Genomic DNA, 22,135 nt, shown 5'->3' on the forward strand with positions numbered 1-22,135 from the left:
AAGCGGGCCGTGGGGGTGCGTTCCCCGGTCGGCCCGCACCGGCACCGGCAGGCAGAACGCACCCCGGAACTGCACCCCACCCCCCACCGACACAACACAAGAGCACGAGAGGCTGACGGAAACGTGCACGACGACCTCATCGCACGGGCCAAGGCGTGGCTGGCCGAGGACCCCGACGCGGAGACCCGCACGGAACTCGCCGAGCTCATCGAGACGGGGAACGTGAAGGAGCTCGCCGCTCGCTTCGCCGGCACCCTCCAGTTCGGCACGGCCGGCCTCCGCGGCGAACTCGGCGCGGGCCCCATGCGCATGAACCGCTCCGTGGTCATCCGCGCGGCCGCCGGCCTCGCCGCGTACCTGAAGAAGCAGGGGACCCCCCACGGGGACGGCACGGCCGGCCTCGTCGTCATCGGCTACGACGCCCGCCACAAGTCGGCGGACTTCGCCCGCGACACCGCCGCCGTCATGACGGGCGCCGGCCTGCGCGCGGCCGTACTCCCCCGGCCCCTCCCCACCCCCGTCCTCGCCTTCGCCATCCGGCACCTCGGCGCGGTCGCCGGCGTGGAGGTCACCGCCAGCCACAACCCGCCCCGCGACAACGGCTACAAGGTCTACCTGGGCGACGGCTCGCAGATCGTCCCGCCCGCGGACGCGGACATCGCCGCCGAGATCGACGCGATCAGCACCCTCACCGCCGTCCCCCGCCCGGAGACCGGCTGGGAGACCCTGGACGACTCCGTCCTCGACGCCTACCTGGCCCGTACGGACGCCGTCCTCGCCGCGGGCTCCCCGCGTACGGCCCGCACCGTCTACACGGCGATGCACGGCGTCGGCAAGGACACCCTCCTCGCCGCCTTCGCCCGTGCGGGCTTCCCCGCCCCCGTCCTGGTCGCCGAGCAGGCCGACCCGGACCCGGACTTCCCGACGGTCGCGTTCCCCAACCCGGAGGAGCCGGGGGCGATGGACCTGGCCTTCGCCAGGGCCCGCGAGACGAGCCCCGACCTGATCATCGCCAACGACCCGGACGCGGACCGCTGCGCGGTGGCCGTGAAGGACGGCGCCGACTGGCGCATGCTCCGCGGCGACGAGGTCGGCGCGCTCCTCGCCGCCCATCTGGTGACCCGCGGTGCGCAGGGCACCTTCGCCGAGTCGATCGTCTCCTCCTCGCTCCTCGGCCGGATCGCCGAGAAGGCGGGCCTGCCCTACGCCGAGACCCTCACCGGCTTCAAGTGGATCGCCCGCGTGGAGGGCCTGCGCTACGGCTACGAGGAGGCCCTCGGCTACTGCGTCGACCCGGACGGCGTGCGCGACAAGGACGGCATCACCGCGGCCCTGCTGATCACGGAACTGGCCTCCAACCTCAAGGAGCAGGGCCGTACGCTCCTGGACCTGCTGGACGACCTCGCGGTGGAGCACGGTCTGCACGCGACGGACCAGCTCTCGGTCCGCGTCCAGGACCTCTCGCTGATCGCCGACGCGATGCGCCGTTTGCGCGAGCAGCCGCCGACCGAGCTGGCGGGTCTGGCCATCACCCGGTCCGAGGACCTGACGCGGGGCACGGAGACGCTGCCCCCGACGGACGGCCTGCGCTACACCCTCGACGGCGCCCGCGTGATCGTCCGCCCGTCCGGCACGGAACCCAAGCTGAAGTGCTACCTGGAGGTGGTGGTCCCGGTCGCCACCCACGCCGACCTCCCGGCGGCCCGCGTCACGGCGACGACCCTCCTGGCCACCCTGAAGCAGGACCTGGCGAAGGCCGCGGCCATCTGACGCCGACGGCCGTCCGGCGACAGACGACGGGAGGAACCGGAGGACCCGGTGAGAGCGCCACGGGTGCGTGGCACCGGCACCGATCCTCCGGTCACCCCCCGACGCCGACGGACGTCAGCCGACCGCGAGCAGGATCGCCAGCACCACCGCGCCGGCCAGGGCGGGACCGACGATCTCGTAGGCCCAGCGCACCCGCACCTCGCCCTGAGCGCTCTCCGCGTTCTCGCGGGTCTCCTGGAGCTCGCGGAGGTCGGCCATGAACCGGTCGGCCTGCGCACGGATCGGCTCGCTCGCCCCGCCACCGGCCCCCGCGGTGGCGCCGCGCCCGCCCCTGCTGAGGCCGCGCTCTCCGGCGCCGGCGGCCCGCGCCTCCTGCCGGGCGGCCCGCTTGCGCGCCCGGAGCGAGACCGGCACCGCCCAGAGCTGGTACTTGGTGCCGGACTTGCCGATCGCCTCGTTGGAGTAGCCGGAGCGCAGGGCGGCGACCTGGCCCCAGGGCAGCACGATCACGCGGAAGGGGTTGCGGATGCGCAGCCGGTCGGCGTTGGCGTACACGGCCGGGCGGAGGGTGAAGGCGATCACCAGGGGCAGGGCGAGGATCATCCCGGCCAGCGCCAGCCACGGGGTGCGGCCCGTTCCGCTGACCATCGCGTCGAAGCCCAGCCAGAGGATGATGGCGAGCAGCAGGACACCGCCCGCGATGCCTCCGGAGGACCGGTGGACCCGGTCCTGGAACTCGGGGCCCGGTGGCTGCGGCGCGGGGGACTCGTGCTCGGTCGTCATGGCCCCGATTCTGCCCGACGCCCGTCCACCGAAGAGCACGGCCCGGGCACGGCCTCGCCACAGACACAACTCGCCCCCGCCCGAACGACCCCGGCCCGCCGCAGCCGGTCCCCATCCCCACTCCGGAACCGGCCCCGCAGGCCCCGACCCCACGCCCCGACCACACACCCCGACAAAACCCGGGACTGTACAAGCCGCTACGCGCGTAGATATGCTCGCCTGGTGACCATGCCCACCACTGCACCCTCCGCACCCCCCGCGCGGGCTCTCGCCGACGTCACCGCGTCCGACAGCACGCTGCGCCGCTTCCTGCACGGGCTGCCCGGCGTCGACGCGGTCGGCCTGGAGGCGCGCGCCGCCTCGCTCGGGACCCGTTCCATCAAGACCACCGCGAAGGCGTACGCCATCGACCTCGCCATTTCGATGGTCGACCTGACGACGCTGGAAGGCGCGGACACCCCGGGCAAGGTCCGGGCGCTCGGCGCCAAGGCGGTCCACCCCGACCCGACCGACCGTACGACCCCCACCACGGCCGCGGTCTGCGTCTACCCCGACATGGTCGCCGTCGCCAAGGAGGCCGTCGCCGGTTCGGGCGTGAAGGTCGCCTCGGTGGCGACCGCCTTCCCGGCCGGCCGTGCCGCCCTCGACGTCAAGCTGGCCGACGTGCGGGACGCCGTCGCCGCGGGCGCCGACGAGATCGACATGGTCATCGACCGCGGGGCGTTCCTCGCGGGCAAGTACATGAAGGTGTACGACGAGATCGTCGCCGTGAAGGAGGCGTGCGGGACGTCCGCCCGGCTGAAGGTCATCTTCGAGACCGGTGAGCTGTCGACGTACGACAACATCCGCCGCGCGTCCTGGCTCGGCATGCTCGCCGGCGCCGACTTCATCAAGACCTCCACCGGCAAGGTCGCCGTCAACGCGACCCCCGCCAACACCCTGCTCATGCTGGAGGCGGTGCGGGACTTCCGCGCCCAGACCGGTGTCCAGGTCGGCGTGAAGCCGGCCGGCGGCATCCGCACCAGCAAGGACGCGATCAAGTTCCTGGTCCTGGTCAACGAGACCGTGGGTGAGGACTGGCTGGACAACCACTGGTTCCGCTTCGGCGCCTCCTCCCTGCTCAACGATCTGCTGATGCAGCGCCAGAAGCTGGCCACCGGCCGCTACTCCGGCCCCGACTACGTGACGGTGGACTGATCACCATGACCATCGAGAAGCGGTCTTCCGCATTCGAGTACGCACCGGCGCCCGAGTCCCGCTCGATCGTCGACATCGCCCCTTCCTACGGCCTGTTCATCGACGGTGAGTTCGCCGAGGCGGCCGACGGCAAGGTCTTCAAGACGGTCTCGCCCAGCACCGAGGAGGTGCTGTCCGAGGTCGCCCAGGCCGGCCAGGCGGACGTGGACCGCGCGGTGCAGGCCGCCCGCAGGGCCTTCGCGAAGTGGTCGGCGCTGCCCGGTGCGGAGCGCGCCAAGTACCTGTTCCGTATCGCCCGCATCATCCAGGAGCGCAGCCGTGAGCTGGCGGTCCTGGAGACGCTGGACAACGGCAAGCCCATCAAGGAGACCCGCGACGCGGACCTCCCGCTGGTCGCGGCCCACTTCTTCTACTACGCGGGCTGGGCGGACAAGCTCGACCACGCGGGCTTCGGGCCGGCCCCGAAGCCGCTGGGCGTGGCCGGCCAGGTCATCCCCTGGAACTTCCCCCTCCTGATGCTGGCGTGGAAGATCGCCCCGGCGCTGGCGACCGGCAACACGGTCGTCCTCAAGCCCGCCGAGACGACGCCCCTGTCCGCGCTCTTCTTCGCCGACGTCTGCCGCCAGGCTGGCCTGCCGAAGGGTGTCGTCAACATCCTTCCGGGCTACGGTGACGCGGGCGCCGCCCTCGTCGCGCACCCGGACGTGAACAAGGTCGCCTTCACCGGTTCCACCGCGGTCGGCAAGGAGATCGCCCGGACCGTCGCGGGCACCCACAAGAAGCTCACCCTCGAACTGGGCGGCAAGGGCGCCAACATCGTCTTCGACGACGCCCCGATCGACCAGGCCGTCGAGGGCATCGTGAACGGCATCTTCTTCAACCAGGGCCAGGTCTGCTGCGCGGGCTCCCGGCTGCTGGTGCAGGAGTCGATCCACGACGAGCTGCTGGACTCCCTCAAGCGCCGGCTGTCCACGCTCCGGCTGGGCGACCCGCTGGACAAGAACACCGACATCGGCGCGATCAACTCCGCCGAGCAGCTGGCCCGGATCACCGCCCTCGCCGAGCGGGGCGAGGCGGAGGGCGCCGAGCGCTGGTCCCCGGCCTGCGAACTGCCGTCGTCGGGCTACTGGTTCGCCCCGACGCTGTTCACGAACGTCACCCAGGCGCACACCATCGCCCGCGACGAGATCTTCGGCCCGGTGCTGTCGGTGCTCACCTTCCGCACGCCGGACGAGGCGGTCGCCAAGGCGAACAACACGCCGTACGGCCTCTCGGCGGGCATCTGGACCGAGAAGGGGTCGAGGATCCTCGCCGTCGCGAACAAGCTCCGCGCGGGCGTGATCTGGTCCAACACGTTCAACAAGTTCGACCCGACCTCGCCGTTCGGCGGTTACAAGGAGTCGGGCTTCGGCCGCGAGGGCGGCCGCCACGGCCTGGAGGCGTACCTCGATGTCTGACAAGACGGACAAGACCGAACCGCGGCTTTCGGTCTTCAAGACCTACAAGCTGTACGTGGGCGGGAAGTTCCCGCGTTCCGAGAGCGGCCGGGTGTACGAGGTGACGGACTCGAAGGGCAACTGGCTGGCGAACGTCCCGCTGTCCTCCCGCAAGGACGCCCGGGACGCGGTGGTGGCCGCGCGCAAGGCGTTCGGGGCGTGGTCGGGCGCGACCGCGTACAACCGGGGCCAGATCCTCTACCGCGTCGCGGAGATGCTGGAGGGCCGGCGCGAGCAGTTCGTGCGCGAGGTCGCCGACGCCGAGGGCCTGTCGAAGGCGAAGGCGGCGGCGGTCGTGGACGCGGCCGTCGACCGCTGGGTCTGGTACGCGGGCTGGACGGACAAGATCGCCCAGGTGGTGGGCGGCGGCAACCCGGTCGCCGGGCCGTTCTTCAACCTCTCCTCGCCCGAGCCGACCGGTGTCGTGGCCGTACTGGCGCCCCAGGAGTCGTCCTTCCTGGGCCTGGTCTCGGTGATCGCCCCCGTGATCGCCACGGGGAACACCGCGGTCGTGATCGCGAGCGAGAAGTCCCCGCTTCCGGCGCTCTCCCTGGGTGAGGTGCTGGCCACCTCCGACCTGCCCGGCGGGGTCGTCAACGTCCTGTCCGGCCGTACGGCGGAGATCGCGGCGCCGCTCGCCGCGCACCAGGACGTCAACGCGATCGACCTGGCGGGCGCCGACGAGGCGCTGGCCAAGGAGCTGGAGATCGCGGCGGCCGACAACCTCAAGCGCGTCCTGCGTCCACAGCCTGTGGATTTCTTTGCGACTCCCGGCATCGACCGCATGACCGCCTTCCTGGAGACCAAGACGGTCTGGCACCCGACGGGGTCGCTGGGCGCGTCGGGTTCGTCGTACTGACGGACCCACCCACGCGGAGAGCCGCGTCTCCCCTCCGTCCGGGGGAGGCGCGGCTCTCTTCGTGCGTGTGTGCCTCGGTCAGCGCAGCGACCCGACCACCTGCCCCACCACCGGAATGCTCCCGACCGACGGGGCCTGCGCCACCGGGCCGGTGAGCATCTTCGACGTCAGCGGCCGGAAGTCGGCGACCTGGGTGCCGACGCCGTTGTCGAGCGGGTCGACGCCGGTGCCCGCCAGGGGGTTGGGCTTGAGGCCGGCGACCGGTCCGGTGACGTAGCCGACCGTGCCGGTCAGCGCCTGAAGGCCCGCCTGCGGGTCCACCTTGCCCAGCGAGCCGGTGCGGTAGGTCCCGCCCACCACGGGGATCGTCTCCGCCGAGGCCGTCGCCGCGCCCGCTCCCAGGGCGGCACCGGCGGTCGCCACGGCGATCACGGCACGCCGGGCGGTGGGGTGGGAGAGCTGGGAGCGGGACGCGTGTCGAGCCATGTCTGGTGCCACCTTCTGGTGCGCAGAGTAACGAGAACAGCGCACAGGGTAGTTGAGACGCAACCCACGCTCCAAAGCCGACCCGCGGGGTCGGCAGGAGGGCCACCATGCGTCAAACTGGTGTTCCGTGAGCCTTCATCCCCCGTCTGCCGCCCGTGTCGTGCTGCTCTGCGGCCCTTCGGGTTCGGGCAAGTCCCTGGTCGCCGCCCGCTGCGGGCTGCCCGTGCTGCGCCTCGACGACTTCTACAAGGAGGGCGACGACCCGACGCTGCCGCTGGTGGCGGGGAGTTCGGACATCGACTGGGACCACCCGGACTCCTGGGACGCGGACGTCGCGGTCGAGGCGATCGCCCGGCTGTGCGCGACGGGCAGCACCGGCGTGCCCGTGTACGACATCGCCCGCAGCGCCCGCACCGGCGAGAACACCCTGGACATCGGCTGTACGCCGCTGTTCGTCGCCGAGGGCATCTTCGCCGCCGAGATCGTCGGGCGCTGTCGTGAACTGGGCGTGCTGGCCGACGCGCTGTGCCTGACCCGCGGGCCCGTGACCACCTTCCGGCGGCGCTTCCTGCGGGATCTGCGGGAGGGCCGCAAGTCGGTGCCGTTCCTGCTGCGCCGCGGCTGGCGGCTGATGCGCGCCGAGCGGTCGATCATCGCCCGCCAGGTCGCCCTGGGCGCCCACGCCTGCGGCCTGGACGAGGCGCTCGGCCGGATGGCCGCCGCGGCGACGGGCCGTCAGGGGCGGACGCCGACCGCGGCCTGAGCGCCGTACGGCCACCGCCGGTACGTACGCAGACGAGAGCGGGACTGGAAGGACCCCCCGGCCCTCCAGTCCCGCTCCCCTTGGTGCTCCCCCACTTCCCCCGTGGGTCCCCCGTCACGGCTCCCCCGTGAGCCCCGTGGTTCCCCCCGTCCCCCGTACTTCCCCCGTTTCCCCCCGGACCTCCGGTGAGCTCAGGCGACGAGCTCGCCGAAGGACTCCTCCTGGTCACGGCCGAAGCTGAGGACCTCGTCCTCGCGCAGCCGGCGCAGCGAGCGCCAGATGCTGGACTTCACCGTGCCGACGCTGATGCCGAGGATGTCCGCGATCTCCGGGTCCGTGCGGCCCTCGTAGTAGCGCAGGACCAGCATGGTGCGCTGGAGTTCGGGCAGCCGGGCCAGCGCCTGCCACAGGACCGCGCGCAGTTCGGTGCCGCGCATCGCGTCCGTGTCGCCGGGCGTCTCCGGCAGTTCCTCGGTCGGGTACTCGTTGAGCTTGCGGCGCCGCCAGGCGCTGATGTGCAGGTTGGTCATGGTGCGGCGGAGGTATCCGCCGACGGCCGCCTTGTCACTGATCCGGTCCCACGCCTTGTACGTCGAGAACAGCGCGCTCTGCAGCAGGTCCTCGGCCTCGAAACGGTCGCCGGTGAGGTGGTAGGCGGTCGCGTACAGGGAGGCGCGGCGCTCCTGGACGTAGGCGGTGAACGCCGCTTCGGCGTCCACGGCCTCCGACCGGGTGCGGCGCTCCCCCGAGCCCTCCCCGTACGCGGTTCCCCCGTGTGTTTCCCCCGTGTGCGCGTCAACCACCGTCATGAACCCGGTGTGCTGACGCCCGGTGCCGCGAGCGCACCCCCGCCCGCTCACGGCACCGGACTTCTCCGAACCCCGGGTCACGTCGTGCAGACGCGTGACCACTGCGCTGGTGCTGTTGCTGTGCAGCGTGTTCATCTCGCGCCCCCCGTCGTGGAGTCCCGGTGTTCGCCCTGCTCGGTTCTCACGTGCTTGCTTGCCTGTGCCGAAAAGCTTGCCCCGGCCACTTCATGGCCGTGTCCGCCGACTGTCACAGACCTGTCACAGGGGCCATTGGTGACGGTCGTCATTCGTGGGAGATGTGTGGGAGCGCTCCAGGTGTCGAAACCCCACCCCCGTATGGGCCAGAATGAGGCCCGTGCCTTCCCTGTTGCTGATCGAGGACGACGACGCCATCCGGACGGCCCTGGAGCTCTCACTGACGCGCCAGGGACACCGGGTGGCCACCGCTGCCAGCGGTGAGGACGGTCTGAAGCTGTTGCGCGAGCAGCGGCCGGACCTGATCGTGCTGGACGTGATGCTGCCCGGCATCGACGGGTTCGAGGTGTGCCGGCGCATCCGGCGCACGGACCAGCTGCCGATCATTCTGCTGACCGCGCGCAGCGATGACATCGACGTGGTCGTGGGCCTGGAGTCCGGCGCCGACGACTACGTGGTCAAGCCCGTGCAGGGCCGGGTCCTGGACGCCCGGATCCGGGCCGTGCTGCGGCGCGGCGAGCGGGAGGCGAACGACTCGGCGACCTTCGGCAGCCTCGTCATCGACCGGGCGGCCATGACGGTGACGAAGAACGGCGAGGACCTCCAGCTGACCCCGACCGAGCTCAGGCTGCTCCTGGAGCTGAGCCGGCGGCCCGGTCAGGCACTGTCGCGGCAGCAGCTGCTGCGGCTGGTGTGGGAGCACGACTACCTCGGTGACTCGCGGCTCGTGGACGCCTGTGTGCAGCGGCTGCGGGCCAAGGTCGAGGACGTGCCGTCCTCCCCGACCCTGATCCGTACCGTGCGCGGAGTCGGTTACCGCCTGGACGCGCCTCAGTGACGGATCGGCAAGGGGGGCTCCGCGGCTGGACCGCGGGCCGTAAGGGGACTCTGTCCCGGCTGCGGTTCACCAGTCTGCGTCTGCGGCTGGTCGTCGTCTTCGCGCTGGTGGCGCTGACCGCCGCCGTGTCCGCGTCCGGGATCGCGTACTGGCTCAACCGCGAGGCGGTGCTGACCCGTACGCAGGACGCGGTGCTGCGCGACTTCCAGCAGGAGATGCAGAACCGCGCGGGTGCCCTGCCGGTGCATCCCACGCAGGACCAGTTGCAGCGCACGGCCGGCCAGATGGCGGGCAGCAGCCAGCGGTTCAGTGTGCTGCTGGCCGGCCAGGACGCGGGCGGCCGGGCGGTGTACGGCAACTCCGGCGGACTGAGCGGCTTCTCCCTCGAAGACGTGCCCGTCTCGCTGCGCACGGCGGTGAACAAACAGCAGAAGCTCTCCTCGGCCAACAAGGCGCCGTACCACCTGTACTGGCAGCGGATCACCGAACACGGCACGCCCTATCTGGTGGCGGGGACGAAGGTGATCGGCGGCGGCCCGACCGGTTACATGCTCAAGTCGCTGGAGCCGGAGGCGAAGGATCTGAACTCGCTGGCGTGGTCGCTGGGCATCGCCACCGCGCTGGCCCTGGTGGGGGCCGCGCTGCTGGCGCAGGCCGCCGCCACGACCGTGCTGAAGCCGGTGCACCGCCTGGGGGTGGCCGCGCGCCGGCTCGGCGAGGGCAAGCTGGACACCCGGCTCAGGGTCTCCGGCACGGACGAACTCGCCGATCTCTCCCGGACGTTCAACAACGCCGCCGAGGCGCTGGAGAAGCGGGTGGCCGACATGGCCGCGCGCGACGAGTCCTCCCGCCGTTTCGTGGCGGACATGAGCCATGAGCTGCGTACACCGCTGACCGCGATCACCGCCGTGACGGAGGTGCTCGAGGAGGAGCTGGACTCCGAGAGCGGCGGCATCGACCCGATGATCGAGCCCGCCGTACGGCTCGTGGTCAGCGAGACCCGGCGGCTGAACGACCTGGTCGAGAACCTGATGGAGGTCACCCGCTTCGACGCGGGCACGGCCCGGCTGGTCCTGGACGACGTCGACGTCGCCGACCAGATCACCGCCTGTATCGACGCCCGCGCCTGGCTGGACGCGGTGGAGCTGGACGCCGAGCGCGGCATCCACGCCCGCCTGGACCCGCGCCGCCTGGACGTCATCCTCGCCAACCTCATCGGCAACGCCCTCAAGCACGGAGGTTCGCCGGTGCGGGTGTCGGTGCGGGAGGCGGACGACGAGGTGGTGATCCAGGTGCGCGACCACGGTCCCGGCATCCCGGAGGACGTCCTCCCCCACGTCTTCGACCGCTTCTACAAGGCGAGTGCCTCCCGGCCGCGCTCCGAGGGCAGCGGCCTGGGCCTGTCCATCGCCCTGAACAACGCCCACATCCACGGCGGCGACATCACCGCCGCCAACTCGCCCGACGGCGGCGCCGTGTTCACGCTGCGGCTGCCCCGGGACGCCTCCGCGCTCGCCGCGGAGACGACGGAGGGCGACGGGAACGGCACGGGCCAGGGTCAGGGCCAGGGCCAGGGTGACGGCAAGGGCCGGGGCAAGGGCGGCAGCGGGAGCGGCGACACGGCGAAGGGGGGTGCCTGATGACGGCACACGACAGACCACAGGGACGCCGGGGACGACGGGTGTCCGCACGCCGGTGCCTGCCGGCGCTCGCCCTGCTGCTTCTCGCCGGGTGCGGGATCCGTCCCACCCAGGTGCCCACCGACTTCGGCGCCGCGCCCTCGCGGGTGCCGTGCTCGCTGCCCGGACCCGACCTGACCACGCAGACCTCGCGCGGGGTGCCCGTGCAGGTGTTCCTGCTGTGCGGCTCGTCGCTGGTGGCCGTGGACCGCGTGGTGCGGGTGCCGGAGGGCACGGCGGACGCGCGACGGCGTGTGATCGTCGCGCAGGGGCTGCTGGACCAGCTCGCCGCCTCGCCGTCGGCCGGCGAGAAGGCGGCCGGGTACGCCACGCACGTCCCACGCGGCCTGACCGTGACCGGGCCGCGCCCCAAGGACCCGGAGGACACGCTCCGGCTGAGCAAGGCCCCGGCCGGCCTGAATCCGTACGCCCTCGCGCAGATCGTGTGCACGCTGTCCGACTCGGCCGCCGCCGAGGGGGACGGCTCGGTGGTGCTCGGCGGCCCCGACGACGCCCGGCTGCGCCGCTACGCGTGCACCGACGGCCTCCGTGCCCACCCCGGCACGACGAAGCCGTCGTCGACGGAGGCCGTGGACGGCTGAGGCAGGGCGCCTCACGGACCTCACGACACTCCGGATCTCGCGGCATCACGGCATCCCGGCTCCACCGGAACGCGGGGCACCCGACGAGGCGAGTGAGCCGAAGGGGCGCGCCTGTGCCGAGTGGGTGAACGCGCGGAGGCCCGAAGGGTCGAGCACGATCACCCACTCGGCACAGGCTTCTGCGCCCCGGAGGCGAACCGAGCCACAAAAAGGCCGCGCGGAACCGATCGGGGCGATAGGCGCGTCTTGGGGGGCGTGCAGCGTCAAGGCTCCATCGGCGGCAGCGCCGCGATACGCGTCCGCGTGACAGCAGGTGTCCTCCTCGTCGCCCATCTCGCGCTCGTCGCCTGGCTGATGCTGCGTCCGCTGAACGTCCCGTGGGTGATGCCGGCCAATCTGCGGCCCCTCGCCGGCGTCCGCGCCGATCTGGCGCTGGGCTGGCCCGAGGCGGCCCGGCGCATCGGTGAGGACCTGGGGCTGCTGGCCCCGCTGGGTGTGCTGCTGCCGCTGGCGGGCGGCAGGCTGCGCCCCTCCCCGCTCGCGTCCCTGGCCCGTACGGTGGCGGCGGGCGCCCTGATATCCGTGGGCATCGCGCTGTTGCAGACAGGCGTACCCGGACGTGTCGTGGACGTCGACACGCTGCTGCTGAACACCCTGGGCGTGGCCCTCGCCCATCTCGCCGTCGTCCCGGCTCTCCGCTCCCGCCTGCGCCGCAGGGCCGAGCGCCTGGAGGTTTCGCAGGGACGGCAGGAGGAGCCGGCTCAGGGTCGTACCCCGACGATTCCCAGGGTCGGGATCGCCCCGTGGAGCGACGCTTTGCCCCCTTCGTCTCCGTAGCGTGGATGTCAGACGGGGCGCCGACGGGGAGCCCCCGCACCACCGACAGCCCACGGAGGCAGACAGATGAACGCCGCCCTTGCCCGCCCCACGAACGGCCGCATGATCGGCGGAGTGTGCGCCGCGCTGGCTCGGCGCTTCGGCACCTCCGCGACGACGATGCGGGTGATCTTCCTGCTGTCCTGTCTGCTGCCGGGCCCGCAGTTCCTGGTCTACCTCGCGCTGTGGATCCTGCTGCCCTCGGAGGACAAGGCCGCCCGCACGGCCTGGTAGCCGCACCCGCCCGGACATCGCCGGAACAGACGCCGCCGGGGCGCACCCTGAAGCAAGGGGTGCGCCCCGGCGGCATGTCGGCGTCGGTGCTGTGTGCTGCGGTGCGTTGCGATGCGGTGGTGTGCGGTGCTCAGCCCACGGGGAGGCCGTTGACCGGCAGGCCGTGCGTGGGCAGGCCCTGGACGGGCAGTCCGCCGAGCAGTCCGGCGACCGGCTTGGTGGGGCCGTGCTCGAGCATGCTCTGGGCCACCGGCTGCGCGGCGGCGAGCCCCCTCTCCAGCGTGGGCTTGGCCTGGTTCAGCGCCGGACCGGCCCCCGGCAGCATGTTGGTGACGTTCTCCGTCGGGAGCGCCTGGCTGACGGTGCCCAGCGCCTGGCCGGCGGCCGGCGCGGCCGGTGCGGCGTTCGCGGCGCCCGCACCTGCGGCGGCGAATGCGGCGCCGAGGGCGGCGACACCGAGGGTCTTGGCGGCAGACTGCTTCATGAAAATGCGTCCTTGACTGGAAGACGGGGAACTGAGCGGTCCACGACCGTAAACACGCCGGGCCACCCGCCGCAAACAGCGAAATGCGGACGGCTTGTGAAAGCCGTCCGCACCCGTTCCTCGTCCGATGTGCCGCTTTCAGTCCTCCGAGGGCACAGAAGCCCTGGTGGAGGCGGTTTGGCTAAACAGCCATTCGGATTTCAGCGCCGCGTATCCGGGCTTGATCACGTCATTGATCATGGCCAGTCGTTCATCGAAAGGAATGAACGCTGATTTCATCGCATTGACGGAGAACCACTGCATGTCGTCGAGCGTGTAACCGAATGCCTCGACCAGGTGCTCGAACTCCCGGCTCATGCTGGTGTGGGACATGAGCCGGTTGTCCGTGTTGACCGTGGCACGGAAGTGCAGGCGGCGCAGCAGCCCGATGGGGTGCTCGGCGTAGGAGGTGGCCGCACCGGTCTGGAGGTTGGAGCTCGGGCACAGCTCCAGGGGGATGCGCTTGTCGCGGACGTAGGAGGCGAGCCGTCCGAGGGTGACGGTGCCGTCCTCGTGGACATGGATGTCGTCGATGATGCGCACCCCGTGCCCGAGCCGGTCGGCGCCGCACCACTGGAGGGCCTGCCAGATGGAGGGCAGGCCGAAGGCCTCGCCGGCGTGGATGGTGAAGTGGTTGTTCTCCCGCTTCAGGTACTCGAAGGCGTCCAGGTGCCGGGTGGGCGGGTAACCGGCCTCGGCGCCGGCGATGTCGAAGCCGACGACGCCGAAGTCGCGGTAGCGGTTGGCGAGTTCGGCGATCTCCAGGGCGCGTGCGGCGTGCCGCATGGCGGTGAGCAGGGCGCCGATCCGGATGCGCCGGCCGTCGGCGAGGGCGAGCCGCTCGCCCTCCCGGAACCCTTCGTTGACGGCCTCGACGACCTCCTCCAGGGTCAGTCCGCCCTCCAGGTGCTGCTCGGGGGCGTAGCGCACCTCGGCGTAGACGACGCCGTCCTCGGCGAGGTCCTGGGCGCACTCGCGGGCGACGCGGACGAGCGCGTCCCGGGTCTGCATCACGCCGACGGTGTGGGAGAAGGTCTCCAGGTACCGCTCCAGCGAGCCGGAGTCGGCGGCCTCGCGGAACCACAGGCCGAGCTTCTCCGGGTCGGTGTCGGGGAGTTGGGAGTAGCCCGAGGCGCGGGCGAGGTCGACGACGGTGCCCGGGCGGAGTCCGCCGTCGAGGTGGTCGTGCAGCAGAACCTTGGGCGCCCGGCGGATCTGGTCCGTGCTCGGGGTGTTCCCCAGGTGGGCAGTCTGGCTCGTCATTTCCGCACTCTAACGCCTACGCGCGTAGAAATCCGTCCGTTCCGGGAGCGTGCGGCAGATGGCCGGTTTCCCGCCCTGTACACATCCGTTGATACGTAACGGTGACCGCACGGACGGGTGGCGTAGACCGGTGCTTCTGACACTGTTCTGTCATGGCACAGCAAGCGACGCCGGTCCGTGCGGCCCGGCTGGGGAGGACGCTCGGCCCGGAGCCGACGGCGGTGAGCGGAGCGGTGCTGCTGCTCCCGGGCGGCCGGGAGGTCTCCGGGCGCAGGCCCTCTCCGGTGCTGGCGGCCGCCTCCATGCGTGCCCTCGGGCGCCGGCTGGCCCGCGCCGCCCGCGACGAGGGCCTGGCCACGCACGTGGTGCACTACCGCTACCGCGGCTGGAACGGCAGCGAGGCGCATCTCGCCCGCGACGCCACATGGGCGGTCGAGGAGGTCGTACGGCGCTACGGCGACGTCCCGGTGTGCCTGGCCGGACTCGACATGGGCGGCCGGGCGGCGCTGCACGCGGGCGGGCACGAGGCCGTCGAGGCGGTGGTGGCGATCGCCCCCTGGCTGCCCGAGGAGGACGTGGCCGCCTCCCCCGAACCGGTGAAGCAGCTCGTCGGGCGCCGGGTGCTGATCGTGCACGGCACCAACGACGAGCGGAGCGATCCCGAGCTGTCCTTCCGGTTCGCGACGCGGGCGAAGAAGGCGAACCGGGACGTGTGCCGGTTCGAGGTGCACGCCGACGGGCACGGCTTGCGCCAGTACCGCGACGAGGTCACCGCGCTGGCCACCGACTTCATCATGGGCACCCTGTTCGGGCGGCCCTTCTCACGGCCCGTGCAGGACGCCCTGGCCGCACCCCCGCCGCTGGGGCTGCGGATGCCGCTGGCGGCGGGGTTCGGCAGGACACTGCGGCACTGAACGCCGTGACGGCGTGACGGCGTCACGGCGTCACGGCGTCACGGCGTCACGGCAGCAGCCTGCCGCGCCGGGACAGCAGGAACTGCTTGAACGCTGCCACCGGGGGCGTGTCCGGGTGGCCCTCCAGCCAGGCGACGCCGATCTCCCGTACCGCGCGCGGGGCCGTGACCGTCAGTTCGGCCACCCCGGGCCGGGGGACGGGCGGCGGGGGCAGCAGGGCCACGCCGAGCCCGGCGGCGACCAGGCCCCGCAGGGTCTCCGTCTCCTCGCCCTCGAAGGCCACCCTCGGTTTGAAGCCGGCCTCGCGGCACAGGGCGTCGGTGATGCGGCGCAGTCCGTAGCCGGGCTCGAGGGTCACGAAGACCTCCTCGGCGGCCTCGGCGAGACGGACGCGGCGGCGGGTGGCGAGCCGGTGGTCGGCGGGGACGACCAGCCGCAGCTTCTGCTCGTCGAGGCGGCGGGCGACGAGGTCGGGGGCGTCCGGCACGGGTGAGGTCAGGCAGAGGTCCAGCTCACCCGCGCGCAGCCGTTCCAGCATGGCCTCGCCGTAGTTCTGGACGAGGCTGAAGCGGACGCGGGGGTGGTCGGCGCGGAAGGCGTGGATCAGTCCGGGCACGGTCTCGGCGCCCATGGTGTGCAGGAAGCCGAAGGCGACCTTGCCGGTGGCCGGGTCGGCGTCGGCGCGCACCTCCTCGGCGGCGCGTTCGATCTCGGCGAGGGCCCGTTCGACGGAGGAGAGGAAGGTGCGGCCGGCGGGCGTCAGGGACACCGTACGGCCGTGCCGGGCGAACAGGTCGACGCCGAGGTCCTGCTCCAGGCGGACCATGGCGCGCGAGAGGGTGGACTGCGGGACCTGCATCTCCTGCGCGGCGCGCGTGACGTGCTCGGTGCGGGCGACGCCGGCGAAGTGGGCGAGACGGGGCGCGAGCAGGCGCGCGATCTCCTCGGTGTTCTTTTCGATGTCTTCTGTGTCACCGGACGGTGACAGCCGACCTTGTGACCTCTGCTGATGCGCCATGGGAACGATTATGGCCATTCCATGCATTGGACGGATGAGGGTCGGGGTTCCTACGGTCGAAGCATGTCTCCCGCCAGTACCGGGGCGTCCACCGTCGTGGGCGCCGCACACACCGTCCCCGCCGCCGACGCCACCGATTCCCGCATGACCCCGGGCGGTCCCGGCTACCGCCGGATGAGCCTCGCCCTCTTCCTCGCCGGTGTCGCGACCTTCGCGCTGCTGTACTCCACGCAGGCGCTGCTGCCGCTGATCTCCGGGGAGTTCGGGGTGGCGGCGAGCGAGGCGAGCTGGACGGTCGCGGCGGCGACCGGTGGGCTGGCCCTGTTCGTCCTCCCGATGAGCGCGCTGTCGGAACGTTTCGGCCGCCGTACGGTGATGACGGCCTCGCTGGCGGTCGCGGTGGCCGTCGGCCTGCTGGTGCCGTTCGCGCCGTCACTGGGCGCGCTGGTGGTGCTGCGGGCGTTGCAGGGTGCCGCGCTGGCCGGGCTGCCGGCCTCCGCGCAGGCCTATCTGGCGGAGGAGGTCCGCCCGAGGGCGCTGGTCACGGCGATCGGCCTGTTCGTGGCGGGCAACAGCGTGGGCGGTATGAGCGGCCGGGTCATCACCGGCTGGGTCGCCCAGGAGTGGGGCTGGCGGGTCGCCGTGGGTGTCGTCGGCGTGATCGCGGTGCTGTGCGCGGTGGCGTTCCGTCTGCTTCTGCCGGCGCCGAGGCACTTCAGGCCGGGCTCGCTGCGCCCGCGCGTGCTGGCCGGCACGGTCCGCGACCACCTGGCCGATCCGCTGCTGCGCCGCCTGTACGCGATCGGCGCGCTGTTCATGACGGTGTTCGGCGGGGTCTACACGGTGATCGGCTACCGCCTGACCGAGGCGCCGTTCTCCCTCCCCCAGGGCATCGTCGGCTCGATCTTCCTGGTCTATCTCGTGGGCACGGTGTCGGCGTCGACGGCGGGACGGCTGGTGGGCCGGCTGGGCCGCAGGGGCGCCCTGTACCTGGCGGGTGCCACGACGGCGGCGGGACTGCTGCTGTCGCTGCTGGACTCCGTGGTGCCGGTGCTCCTCGGCCTGGTCCTGATCACGGCGGGCTTCTTCGCCGGGCACGCGGTGGCCTCCTCGGCGGTCAGCAAGACCGCCGTCCACGGCCGCGCCCAGGCCTCCGCCCTGTACCAGTCCGCGTACTACATCGGCTCCAGCGCCGGCAGCACCGTCGGCGCCATGGCCTTCCACGCCCAGGGCTGGCCGGGGACGGTCGGCGTGGGCCTGCTGGCGGTGCTGGGCGTCGTGACGATCACGGTGCTCGGATCCCGGGCGGCCCGGGTGGCGGCGCGGCGCGGGCCGGTGGCGGCGTAGCCCGCGGCCGCGCAGCCCGCGCGAACTGGGGTGCGAGTGCCCCCACTACGCCTGTGACCTGCTGCTTTCTCCACTCCGGGGGCCGTTGTCAGTGCCGTGCGATAGCTTCCGAAGTGCTGGGCGCGACGACGCGCACGGACGGAACGGCCACAGGGGTGGGTGGACGACGATGGGCAACGGTACGGCGACGGCAGACCTCGACGCAGAGCTGGAGAAGTACCGGGTCGAGCTGACCGGTTACTGCTACCGCATGCTCGGCTCGTCCTTCGAGGCCGAGGACGCGGTGCAGGACACCCTGGTGCGCGCCTGGCGCAGCCACGACAGGTTCGAGGGCCGCTCCAGCCTTCGCTCGTGGCTGTACCGCATCGCGACGAACGTGTGCCTGGACATGCTGTCGGCGGGCAACAAGCGGGCCCGGCCGATGGATCTGACGGAGTCGACGCCGCTGGCCCGGGCGGCGCTGGCGCCCCGCCCGGACAACACCTGGCTGGAGCCGATGCCGGACGGCCGGGTCCTGCCGGCGGTCGAGGACCCGGCGGAGGCGGCGGTCGCCAAGGAGTCCGTACGGCTGGCGTTCATGGCGGCGCTCCAGCAGCTCCCCGCCAAGCAGCGGGCCGTGCTGATCCTGCGCGAGGTGCTGGCCTGGAAGGCGAGCGAGGTCGCCGAGCTGCTCGGCACGACGGTCGCCTCGGTCAACAGCGCCCTGCAGCGGGCGCGGGCCACACTCGCCGAGCGGGAGGACACAGGCGCCCGCGCCGAGGTGTCCGACCCGCTGGACGAGGAGCAGCAAAAGCTCCTGGAGCGCTATGTGAAGGCGTTCGAGGGATACGACATGACGGCGCTGACCGCGCTGCTGCACGAGGACGCGGTGATGACGATGCCGCCGTTCGACCTGTGGCTGACCGGCTCGGCGGACATCACGGGCTTCATGACGACGCTCGGCGCTGCCTGTGCGGGCTCGCGCCTGCTGCCGGTGCGGGCGAACGGGCTGCCGGGCTTCGCCCAGTACAAGCCGGACCCGGAGAAGGGCGGCTTCACGCCGTGGGCCGTGCAGGTGCTGGAGATCTCAGACGGCCGGATCCTCGGCTTCCACTGCTTCCTCGACACCCAGCGGTGGTTCCCGCTGTTCGGGCTGCCCCTCCATCTCGAAGGCGAGGCCGACCAGGGCGAGCAGGGCGTGTAGCGCGGGGTCGGGGTCGCGCAGCCGGATGCGGCCCCCGGCCCGCCGGGCGGCCAGCTGAAGCCGTGCCAGCAGGTCGACGGTGCCGAGGCCGGGTGGTCCCAGCCCGCCCACGTCGCACACCACGACACCGGCCCCGGTCGTCTCCAGCAGACCGCGCACGTCGTCGCACAGCCCCCTCACCTCCTCCCGGGTGACGGGGCCGGCGAGCACGAGCACGGCGGGTGTCTTGGCGTCCACGATCGGTAGACCCCCCTGCGGGCGACAACTCATCGCGATGGGGCGACCCGCCGGAGATCACATTGACCCGCTGCCCTCCCTCCCCGGAGGGTGAGTGCATGCCCCATGGATCAGCACCGCCCTGGATACCCGACGGCCTCCTGCCACCCGCCGAGGAGGCCGCGTGCAAGGGGTGTTGACCGGTTTCGCGGTCATCGCGGTCGTGATCGGCGTCGGCTATCTGATCGGGCGGCGCGGCTACCTCGGCGACCAGGGCCAGGAGGTGCTGACCAAGCTGGCCTTCCATGTGGCGACCCCGGCCCTGCTGTTCACCACGCTGGCCCGGGCCGACCTGTCGGTGGTCTTCTCCGGCCGGCTGCTGGTGACGGCGGCGAGCACGGCGGCAGCGGCGGGCGTCTTCGTGGCGTTCGGCGCGGTACGGAACTGGGGCGTGGGCCGCACCACGATCGGCGCCCTGTGCTCCAGTTACGTCAACTCCGGCAACCTGGGCATCCCGATCGCCGCGTACGTCCTCGGTGACGCCTCGCTGGTGGCCCCGGTGCTGCTGTTCCAGCAGATCCTGGTCACGCCCATCGCCCTGACGGTCCTGGACCTGTCCGGCGCGGGCGAGAAGGGCCCGCTGTGGCAGCGCCTGCTGACGCCCCTGCGCAACCCGGTCGCGGTGGGCGCCCTGAGCGGCGTACTGGTCTCGGCGACCGGCCTGCGTGTCCCCGGCCCGGTCATGGATCCGCTCACCCTGATCGCCAACATGTCCGTCCCGGCCGTCCTGCTGGCCTTCGGGATCGCCCTGCGCGGCAGCGCGGCCCCCGGCCGGGGCCGGGACCGCCAACTGGTGCTGCTGTCGGTCGCGTTGAAGTCGGTGGGCCAGCCGGTCGCCGCCTGGGCACTGGCGACGAGCGTCTTCGGGCTGCGGGGCCCGCAGTTGCTGGACGTGGTGGTCACCTCGGCCCTCCCCGCAGCCCAGAACCTCTTCACCTACGCGAGCCGCTACCGGGTGGGCGAGTCACTGGCCCAGGAGTCGATCCTGCTGTCGACGATCCTGTCGGTACCGGTGCTGGTGGCGGTTGCGGCGTTGTTGGGGTGACGGGGGTGTCAGTCCGCCGGGAACTCGCTGGTGTCGATCACGACGTCGAAGGGGGCGGGCAGTTTGACGGGTTCGCCGAACTTGGCCGTGGCGAGGGGGCGGTAGACGTCACCCTTCGGCTCTCCGTAGAGCGTCGCGGCGGGACCGTCGGGGGCCCAGCGGTCGACGAGGAGGTACAACGGGATGTGCGCGGTGGCGTAGGCGGCGTGCTTGCTGATGCGGTCGTGGCGTGCGTTGGACTTGGACGTCACCTCGACGACGAGTTCCGCGAGAGCGGCCGGAACGTGGCTGTCCGATTCCGCACACTCCTGCCGCGGAGCCACCACAAGGTCCGGCATGAGCATGCCCAGACGCGACGGCACGGCGATGGACAGTGTCTGGTAGATCCCCCAGTCATCGGGGATCACGGAGTAAAGGCGACGCTGGATCAGCTCCGCGATGACGTTGTGGCGGGGTGCGGGAGCAGGTGACACGGTGATGATCCCCTCGATGATCTCCACCCTGCTGCCCTCAGGCCATTCCATCTCCTCCCAGAACCGGACGAGCTCGTCCCAGCTCTGCTCGGGGTCGTGGCCCACGGTGAGTGCGCTCATGGCGGTTCTCCTATCGGTGAGTCACCGATCCCAGCATGCCGAACGGGACCGGTGCAGGTCCACCGATCCCGTTCACCCGAATGGGGAAACTGCAGGTCAGGCGATACGTTCCAGCACCACCGGGGACGCCGTGAAGGCCGCGTCGGGCGCCGCGATGTCGTAGGAGCCCGTCACCGCCTCGAGGGCGTATTCGAAGCGCTCCGGGGTGTCCGTGTGGAGGGTCAGGAGGGGCTGGCCCTCCGTCACCTTGTCGCCCGGCTTGGCGTGGAGTTCGACGCCCGCCCCCGCCTGCACCGGGTCCTCCTTGCGGGCCCGGCCCGCGCCGAGGCGCCAGGCGGCGACGCCGATGTCGTAGGCGTCGAGGCGGGTCAGGACACCGGAGGCGGCGGCCTTGACCACGTGCTGTTCGCGGGACGTGGGCAGGGGCGCGTCCGGGTCGCCGCCCTGGGCGGCGATCATGCGGCGCCAGACGTCCATCGCCGAGCCGTCGGCCAGGGCCTTGGCGGGGTCGACGTCCTTCAGGCCGGCCGCGTCCAGCATCTCCCGGGCGAGGGCCAGGGTCAGCTCCACCACGTCCGCCGGGCCGCCGCCCGCCAGGACCTCCACGGACTCGCGGACCTCCAGGGCGTTGCCCGCCGTCAGGCCGAGCGGCGTCGACATGTCGGTGAGCAGGGCGACCGTCTTCACGCCGTGGTCCGTGCCGAGGCCGACCATCGTGGACGCCAGCTCCCGCGCGTCCTCGATGGTCTTCATGAACGCGCCGGTGCCGACCTTCACGTCCAGGACCAGCGAGCCCGTGCCCTCCGCGATCTTCTTGGACATGATGGAGGAGGCGATCAGCGGGATCGCCTCGACCGTGCCGGTCACGTCACGCAGGGCGTAGAGCTTCTTGTCGGCAGGGGCCAGGCCGTCGCCCGCCGCGCAGATCACCGCGCCGACCTCGTCCAGGACGTGCAGCATCTCCTCGTTGGACAGCAGCGCCCGCCAGCCGGGGATCGACTCCAGCTTGTCCAGCGTGCCGCCGGTGTGGCCGAGGCCCCGGCCGGACAGCTGGGGGACGGCGGCACCGCAGGCGGCGACCAGCGGGGCCAGCGGCAGGGTGATCTTGTCGCCGACGCCGCCCGTGGAGTGCTTGTCTGCGGTGGGGCGGGACAGGGAGGAGAAGTCCATGCGCTCGCCGGAGGCGATCATCGCGGCGGTCCAGCGGGCGATCTCCCGGCGGTCCATGCCGTTGAGCAGGATGGCCATGGCGAGCGCGGACATCTGCTCGTCGGCGACCTCCCCGCGGGTGTACGCGTCGATGACCCAGTCGATCTGCGCGTCGCTGAGCTCGCCGCGGTCCCGCTTGGTGCGGATGACGGAGATGGCGTCCATGGCCATGGGATG

The 22,135-nt window shown here is 72.0% G+C and carries 23 protein-coding genes; 14 read left to right on the plus strand and 9 right to left on the minus strand.

The window, feature by feature from the left end; genetic code table 11:
* The first annotated feature begins 123 nt into the window (after nt 1–123).
* Nucleotides 124–1,770 (plus strand): phospho-sugar mutase, encoded by a 1,647-nt coding sequence (locus tag IE318_RS01025; protein ID WP_189895605.1) that lies wholly within the window; start codon nt 124–126, stop codon nt 1,768–1,770.
* A 114-nt stretch (nt 1,771–1,884) separates the two neighbouring features.
* Here the strand turns inward: IE318_RS01025 and IE318_RS01030 are convergent, their stop codons facing one another.
* Nucleotides 1,885–2,553 (minus strand): PH domain-containing protein, encoded by a 669-nt coding sequence (locus IE318_RS01030; protein WP_189895606.1) that lies wholly within the window; start codon nt 2,551–2,553, stop codon nt 1,885–1,887.
* A 228-nt stretch (nt 2,554–2,781) separates the two neighbouring features.
* Between IE318_RS01030 and deoC the strand changes: the two genes are divergently transcribed.
* The 3 genes from deoC to IE318_RS01045 are packed head-to-tail and all read left to right on the plus strand — an operon-like array spanning nt 2,782 to nt 6,105.
* Nucleotides 2,782–3,750, plus strand: a complete 969-nt coding sequence (gene deoC, locus IE318_RS01035) for a deoxyribose-phosphate aldolase (RefSeq protein WP_030165620.1) — start codon at nt 2,782–2,784, stop codon at nt 3,748–3,750.
* A gap of 5 nt (nt 3,751–3,755) precedes the next feature.
* Entirely contained in the window at nt 3,756–5,207 is a 1,452-nt protein-coding gene (locus IE318_RS01040; RefSeq protein ID WP_189895607.1) for an aldehyde dehydrogenase family protein, read from the plus strand.
* On the plus strand, nt 5,200–6,105 hold the full coding sequence (locus IE318_RS01045; RefSeq protein ID WP_189895608.1) for an aldehyde dehydrogenase family protein: 906 nt from the start codon (nt 5,200–5,202) through the stop codon (nt 6,103–6,105). The genes IE318_RS01040 and IE318_RS01045 overlap by 8 nt, the downstream gene beginning before the upstream one ends.
* A 78-nt stretch (nt 6,106–6,183) precedes the next feature.
* Here IE318_RS01045 and IE318_RS01050 read toward each other — a convergent pair whose 3' ends face one another.
* Entirely contained in the window at nt 6,184–6,591 is a 408-nt protein-coding gene (locus tag IE318_RS01050) for a hypothetical protein (protein ID WP_189895609.1), read from the minus strand.
* Nucleotides 6,592–6,751: 160 nt separating this feature from the next.
* Here IE318_RS01050 and IE318_RS01055 point away from each other — a divergent pair, with 160 nt between their 5' ends.
* Nucleotides 6,752–7,354, plus strand: coding sequence for a uridine kinase family protein (locus IE318_RS01055; RefSeq protein WP_189895764.1), 603 nt, complete (start codon nt 6,752–6,754; stop codon nt 7,352–7,354).
* A gap of 191 nt (nt 7,355–7,545) precedes the next feature.
* On the opposite strand, the gene IE318_RS01060 is transcribed toward IE318_RS01055, so the two are convergent.
* On the minus strand, nt 7,546–8,298 hold the full coding sequence (locus IE318_RS01060) for a SigE family RNA polymerase sigma factor (RefSeq protein WP_030165609.1): 753 nt from the start codon (nt 8,296–8,298) through the stop codon (nt 7,546–7,548).
* Nucleotides 8,299–8,518: 220 nt separating this feature from the next.
* On the opposite strand from IE318_RS01060, the gene afsQ1 reads away from it, so the two are divergent.
* The 5 genes from afsQ1 (at nt 8,519) to IE318_RS01085 (ending at nt 12,587) form a co-directional block, all read left to right on the plus strand.
* Entirely contained in the window at nt 8,519–9,196 is a 678-nt protein-coding gene (afsQ1, locus tag IE318_RS01065) for a two-component system response regulator AfsQ1 (protein ID WP_037868090.1), read from the plus strand.
* The gene (locus IE318_RS01070; protein ID WP_189895610.1) at nt 9,193–10,836 is read left to right on the plus strand and encodes an ATP-binding protein; all 1,644 of its coding nucleotides are present in this window, start codon (nt 9,193–9,195) and stop codon (nt 10,834–10,836) included. The genes afsQ1 and IE318_RS01070 overlap by 4 nt, the downstream gene beginning before the upstream one ends.
* Nucleotides 10,836–11,477, plus strand: coding sequence for a hypothetical protein (locus IE318_RS01075; RefSeq protein WP_373311031.1), 642 nt, complete (start codon nt 10,836–10,838; stop codon nt 11,475–11,477). Before IE318_RS01070 ends, IE318_RS01075 begins: the two co-directional genes overlap by 1 nt.
* A gap of 255 nt (nt 11,478–11,732) precedes the next feature.
* Nucleotides 11,733–12,314, plus strand: coding sequence for a VanZ family protein (locus IE318_RS01080; RefSeq protein ID WP_189895612.1), 582 nt, complete (start codon nt 11,733–11,735; stop codon nt 12,312–12,314).
* Nucleotides 12,315–12,380: 66 nt separating this feature from the next.
* Nucleotides 12,381–12,587 (plus strand): PspC domain-containing protein, encoded by a 207-nt coding sequence (locus IE318_RS01085; protein WP_030165599.1) that lies wholly within the window; start codon nt 12,381–12,383, stop codon nt 12,585–12,587.
* Between the two features lie 130 nt (nt 12,588–12,717).
* Here the strand turns inward: IE318_RS01085 and IE318_RS01090 are convergent, their stop codons facing one another.
* Both IE318_RS01090 and IE318_RS01095 read right to left on the minus strand, forming a co-directional pair.
* Complete coding sequence (locus IE318_RS01090; protein ID WP_189895613.1) at nt 12,718–13,071, minus strand: ATP-binding protein; 354 nt, start codon at nt 13,069–13,071, stop codon at nt 12,718–12,720.
* 138 nt (nt 13,072–13,209) lie between these two features.
* Complete coding sequence (locus IE318_RS01095) at nt 13,210–14,373, minus strand: adenosine deaminase (RefSeq protein WP_030165594.1); 1,164 nt, start codon at nt 14,371–14,373, stop codon at nt 13,210–13,212.
* Nucleotides 14,374–14,525: 152 nt separating this feature from the next.
* On the opposite strand from IE318_RS01095, the gene IE318_RS01100 reads away from it, so the two are divergent.
* Nucleotides 14,526–15,287, plus strand: a complete 762-nt coding sequence (locus tag IE318_RS01100; protein ID WP_189895614.1) for an alpha/beta hydrolase — start codon at nt 14,526–14,528, stop codon at nt 15,285–15,287.
* A 46-nt stretch (nt 15,288–15,333) separates the two neighbouring features.
* Here the strand turns inward: IE318_RS01100 and IE318_RS01105 are convergent, their stop codons facing one another.
* A complete protein-coding gene (locus tag IE318_RS01105; protein WP_189895615.1) occupies nt 15,334–16,305 on the minus strand; it encodes a LysR family transcriptional regulator in 972 nt (323 codons plus the stop codon).
* A gap of 63 nt (nt 16,306–16,368) precedes the next feature.
* Between IE318_RS01105 and IE318_RS01110 the strand changes: the two genes are divergently transcribed.
* Both IE318_RS01110 and IE318_RS01115 read left to right on the plus strand, forming a co-directional pair.
* A complete protein-coding gene (locus IE318_RS01110; protein ID WP_189895616.1) occupies nt 16,369–17,652 on the plus strand; it encodes an MFS transporter in 1,284 nt (427 codons plus the stop codon).
* A gap of 169 nt (nt 17,653–17,821) precedes the next feature.
* Nucleotides 17,822–18,835 (plus strand): sigma-70 family RNA polymerase sigma factor, encoded by a 1,014-nt coding sequence (locus tag IE318_RS01115; protein WP_030165580.1) that lies wholly within the window; start codon nt 17,822–17,824, stop codon nt 18,833–18,835.
* Here IE318_RS01115 and IE318_RS01120 read toward each other — a convergent pair.
* Nucleotides 18,719–19,105: an STAS domain-containing protein gene (locus IE318_RS01120; RefSeq protein WP_189895617.1), complete on the minus strand. Its 387-nt coding sequence runs from the start codon at nt 19,103–19,105 to the stop codon at nt 18,719–18,721. The two genes, IE318_RS01115 and IE318_RS01120, sit on opposite strands and share 117 nt — an antisense overlap.
* A gap of 130 nt (nt 19,106–19,235) precedes the next feature.
* On the opposite strand from IE318_RS01120, the gene IE318_RS01125 reads away from it, so the two are divergent.
* Complete coding sequence (locus tag IE318_RS01125) at nt 19,236–20,156, plus strand: AEC family transporter (protein ID WP_189895618.1); 921 nt, start codon at nt 19,236–19,238, stop codon at nt 20,154–20,156.
* Nucleotides 20,157–20,164: 8 nt separating this feature from the next.
* Here IE318_RS01125 and IE318_RS01130 read toward each other — a convergent pair whose 3' ends face one another.
* Both IE318_RS01130 and IE318_RS01135 read right to left on the minus strand, forming a co-directional pair.
* Nucleotides 20,165–20,749 carry a Uma2 family endonuclease gene (locus IE318_RS01130; protein ID WP_189895619.1) on the minus strand — a complete coding sequence of 195 codons (585 nt, stop codon included), beginning with the start codon at nt 20,747–20,749 and terminating at the stop codon, nt 20,165–20,167.
* A 96-nt stretch (nt 20,750–20,845) separates the two neighbouring features.
* Nucleotides 20,846–22,129 (minus strand): thymidine phosphorylase, encoded by a 1,284-nt coding sequence (locus IE318_RS01135; RefSeq protein WP_189895620.1) that lies wholly within the window; start codon nt 22,127–22,129, stop codon nt 20,846–20,848.
* Nucleotides 22,130–22,135 lie beyond the last annotated feature (6 nt).

The organism is Streptomyces spiralis, from assembly GCF_014654675.1.
GTDB classification, from domain to species: Bacteria; Actinomycetota; Actinomycetes; order Streptomycetales; family Streptomycetaceae; genus Streptomyces; species Streptomyces spiralis.

Excerpts from the sequence above, each read along its gene's own strand:
- IE318_RS01040 (WP_189895607.1), top strand. The coding sequence starts at position 3,756 with ATGACCATCGAGAAGCGGTCTTCCGCATTCGAGTACGCACCGGCGCCC.
- IE318_RS01110 (WP_189895616.1), top strand. The coding sequence starts at position 16,369 with ATGTCTCCCGCCAGTACCGGGGCGTCCACCGTCGTGGGCGCCGCACAC.
- IE318_RS01135 (WP_189895620.1), bottom strand. The coding sequence starts at position 22,129 with ATGGCCATGGACGCCATCTCCGTCATCCGCACCAAGCGGGACCGCGGC.
- IE318_RS01115 (WP_030165580.1), top strand. The coding sequence starts at position 17,822 with ATGGGCAACGGTACGGCGACGGCAGACCTCGACGCAGAGCTGGAGAAG.
- IE318_RS01105 (WP_189895615.1), bottom strand. The coding sequence starts at position 16,305 with ATGGCGCATCAGCAGAGGTCACAAGGTCGGCTGTCACCGTCCGGTGAC.
- deoC (WP_030165620.1), top strand. The coding sequence starts at position 2,782 with ATGCCCACCACTGCACCCTCCGCACCCCCCGCGCGGGCTCTCGCCGAC.
- IE318_RS01030 (WP_189895606.1), bottom strand. The coding sequence starts at position 2,553 with ATGACGACCGAGCACGAGTCCCCCGCGCCGCAGCCACCGGGCCCCGAG.
- IE318_RS01045 (WP_189895608.1), top strand. The coding sequence starts at position 5,200 with ATGTCTGACAAGACGGACAAGACCGAACCGCGGCTTTCGGTCTTCAAG.
- IE318_RS01095 (WP_030165594.1), bottom strand. The coding sequence starts at position 14,373 with ATGACGAGCCAGACTGCCCACCTGGGGAACACCCCGAGCACGGACCAG.
- IE318_RS01100 (WP_189895614.1), top strand. The coding sequence starts at position 14,526 with ATGGCACAGCAAGCGACGCCGGTCCGTGCGGCCCGGCTGGGGAGGACG.
- IE318_RS01130 (WP_189895619.1), bottom strand. The coding sequence starts at position 20,749 with ATGAGCGCACTCACCGTGGGCCACGACCCCGAGCAGAGCTGGGACGAG.
- IE318_RS01120 (WP_189895617.1), bottom strand. The coding sequence starts at position 19,105 with ATGAGTTGTCGCCCGCAGGGGGGTCTACCGATCGTGGACGCCAAGACA.
- IE318_RS01050 (WP_189895609.1), bottom strand. The coding sequence starts at position 6,591 with ATGGCTCGACACGCGTCCCGCTCCCAGCTCTCCCACCCCACCGCCCGG.
- IE318_RS01060 (WP_030165609.1), bottom strand. The coding sequence starts at position 8,298 with ATGAACACGCTGCACAGCAACAGCACCAGCGCAGTGGTCACGCGTCTG.
- IE318_RS01085 (WP_030165599.1), top strand. The coding sequence starts at position 12,381 with ATGAACGCCGCCCTTGCCCGCCCCACGAACGGCCGCATGATCGGCGGA.
- IE318_RS01090 (WP_189895613.1), bottom strand. The coding sequence starts at position 13,071 with ATGAAGCAGTCTGCCGCCAAGACCCTCGGTGTCGCCGCCCTCGGCGCC.
- IE318_RS01075 (WP_373311031.1), top strand. The coding sequence starts at position 10,836 with ATGACGGCACACGACAGACCACAGGGACGCCGGGGACGACGGGTGTCC.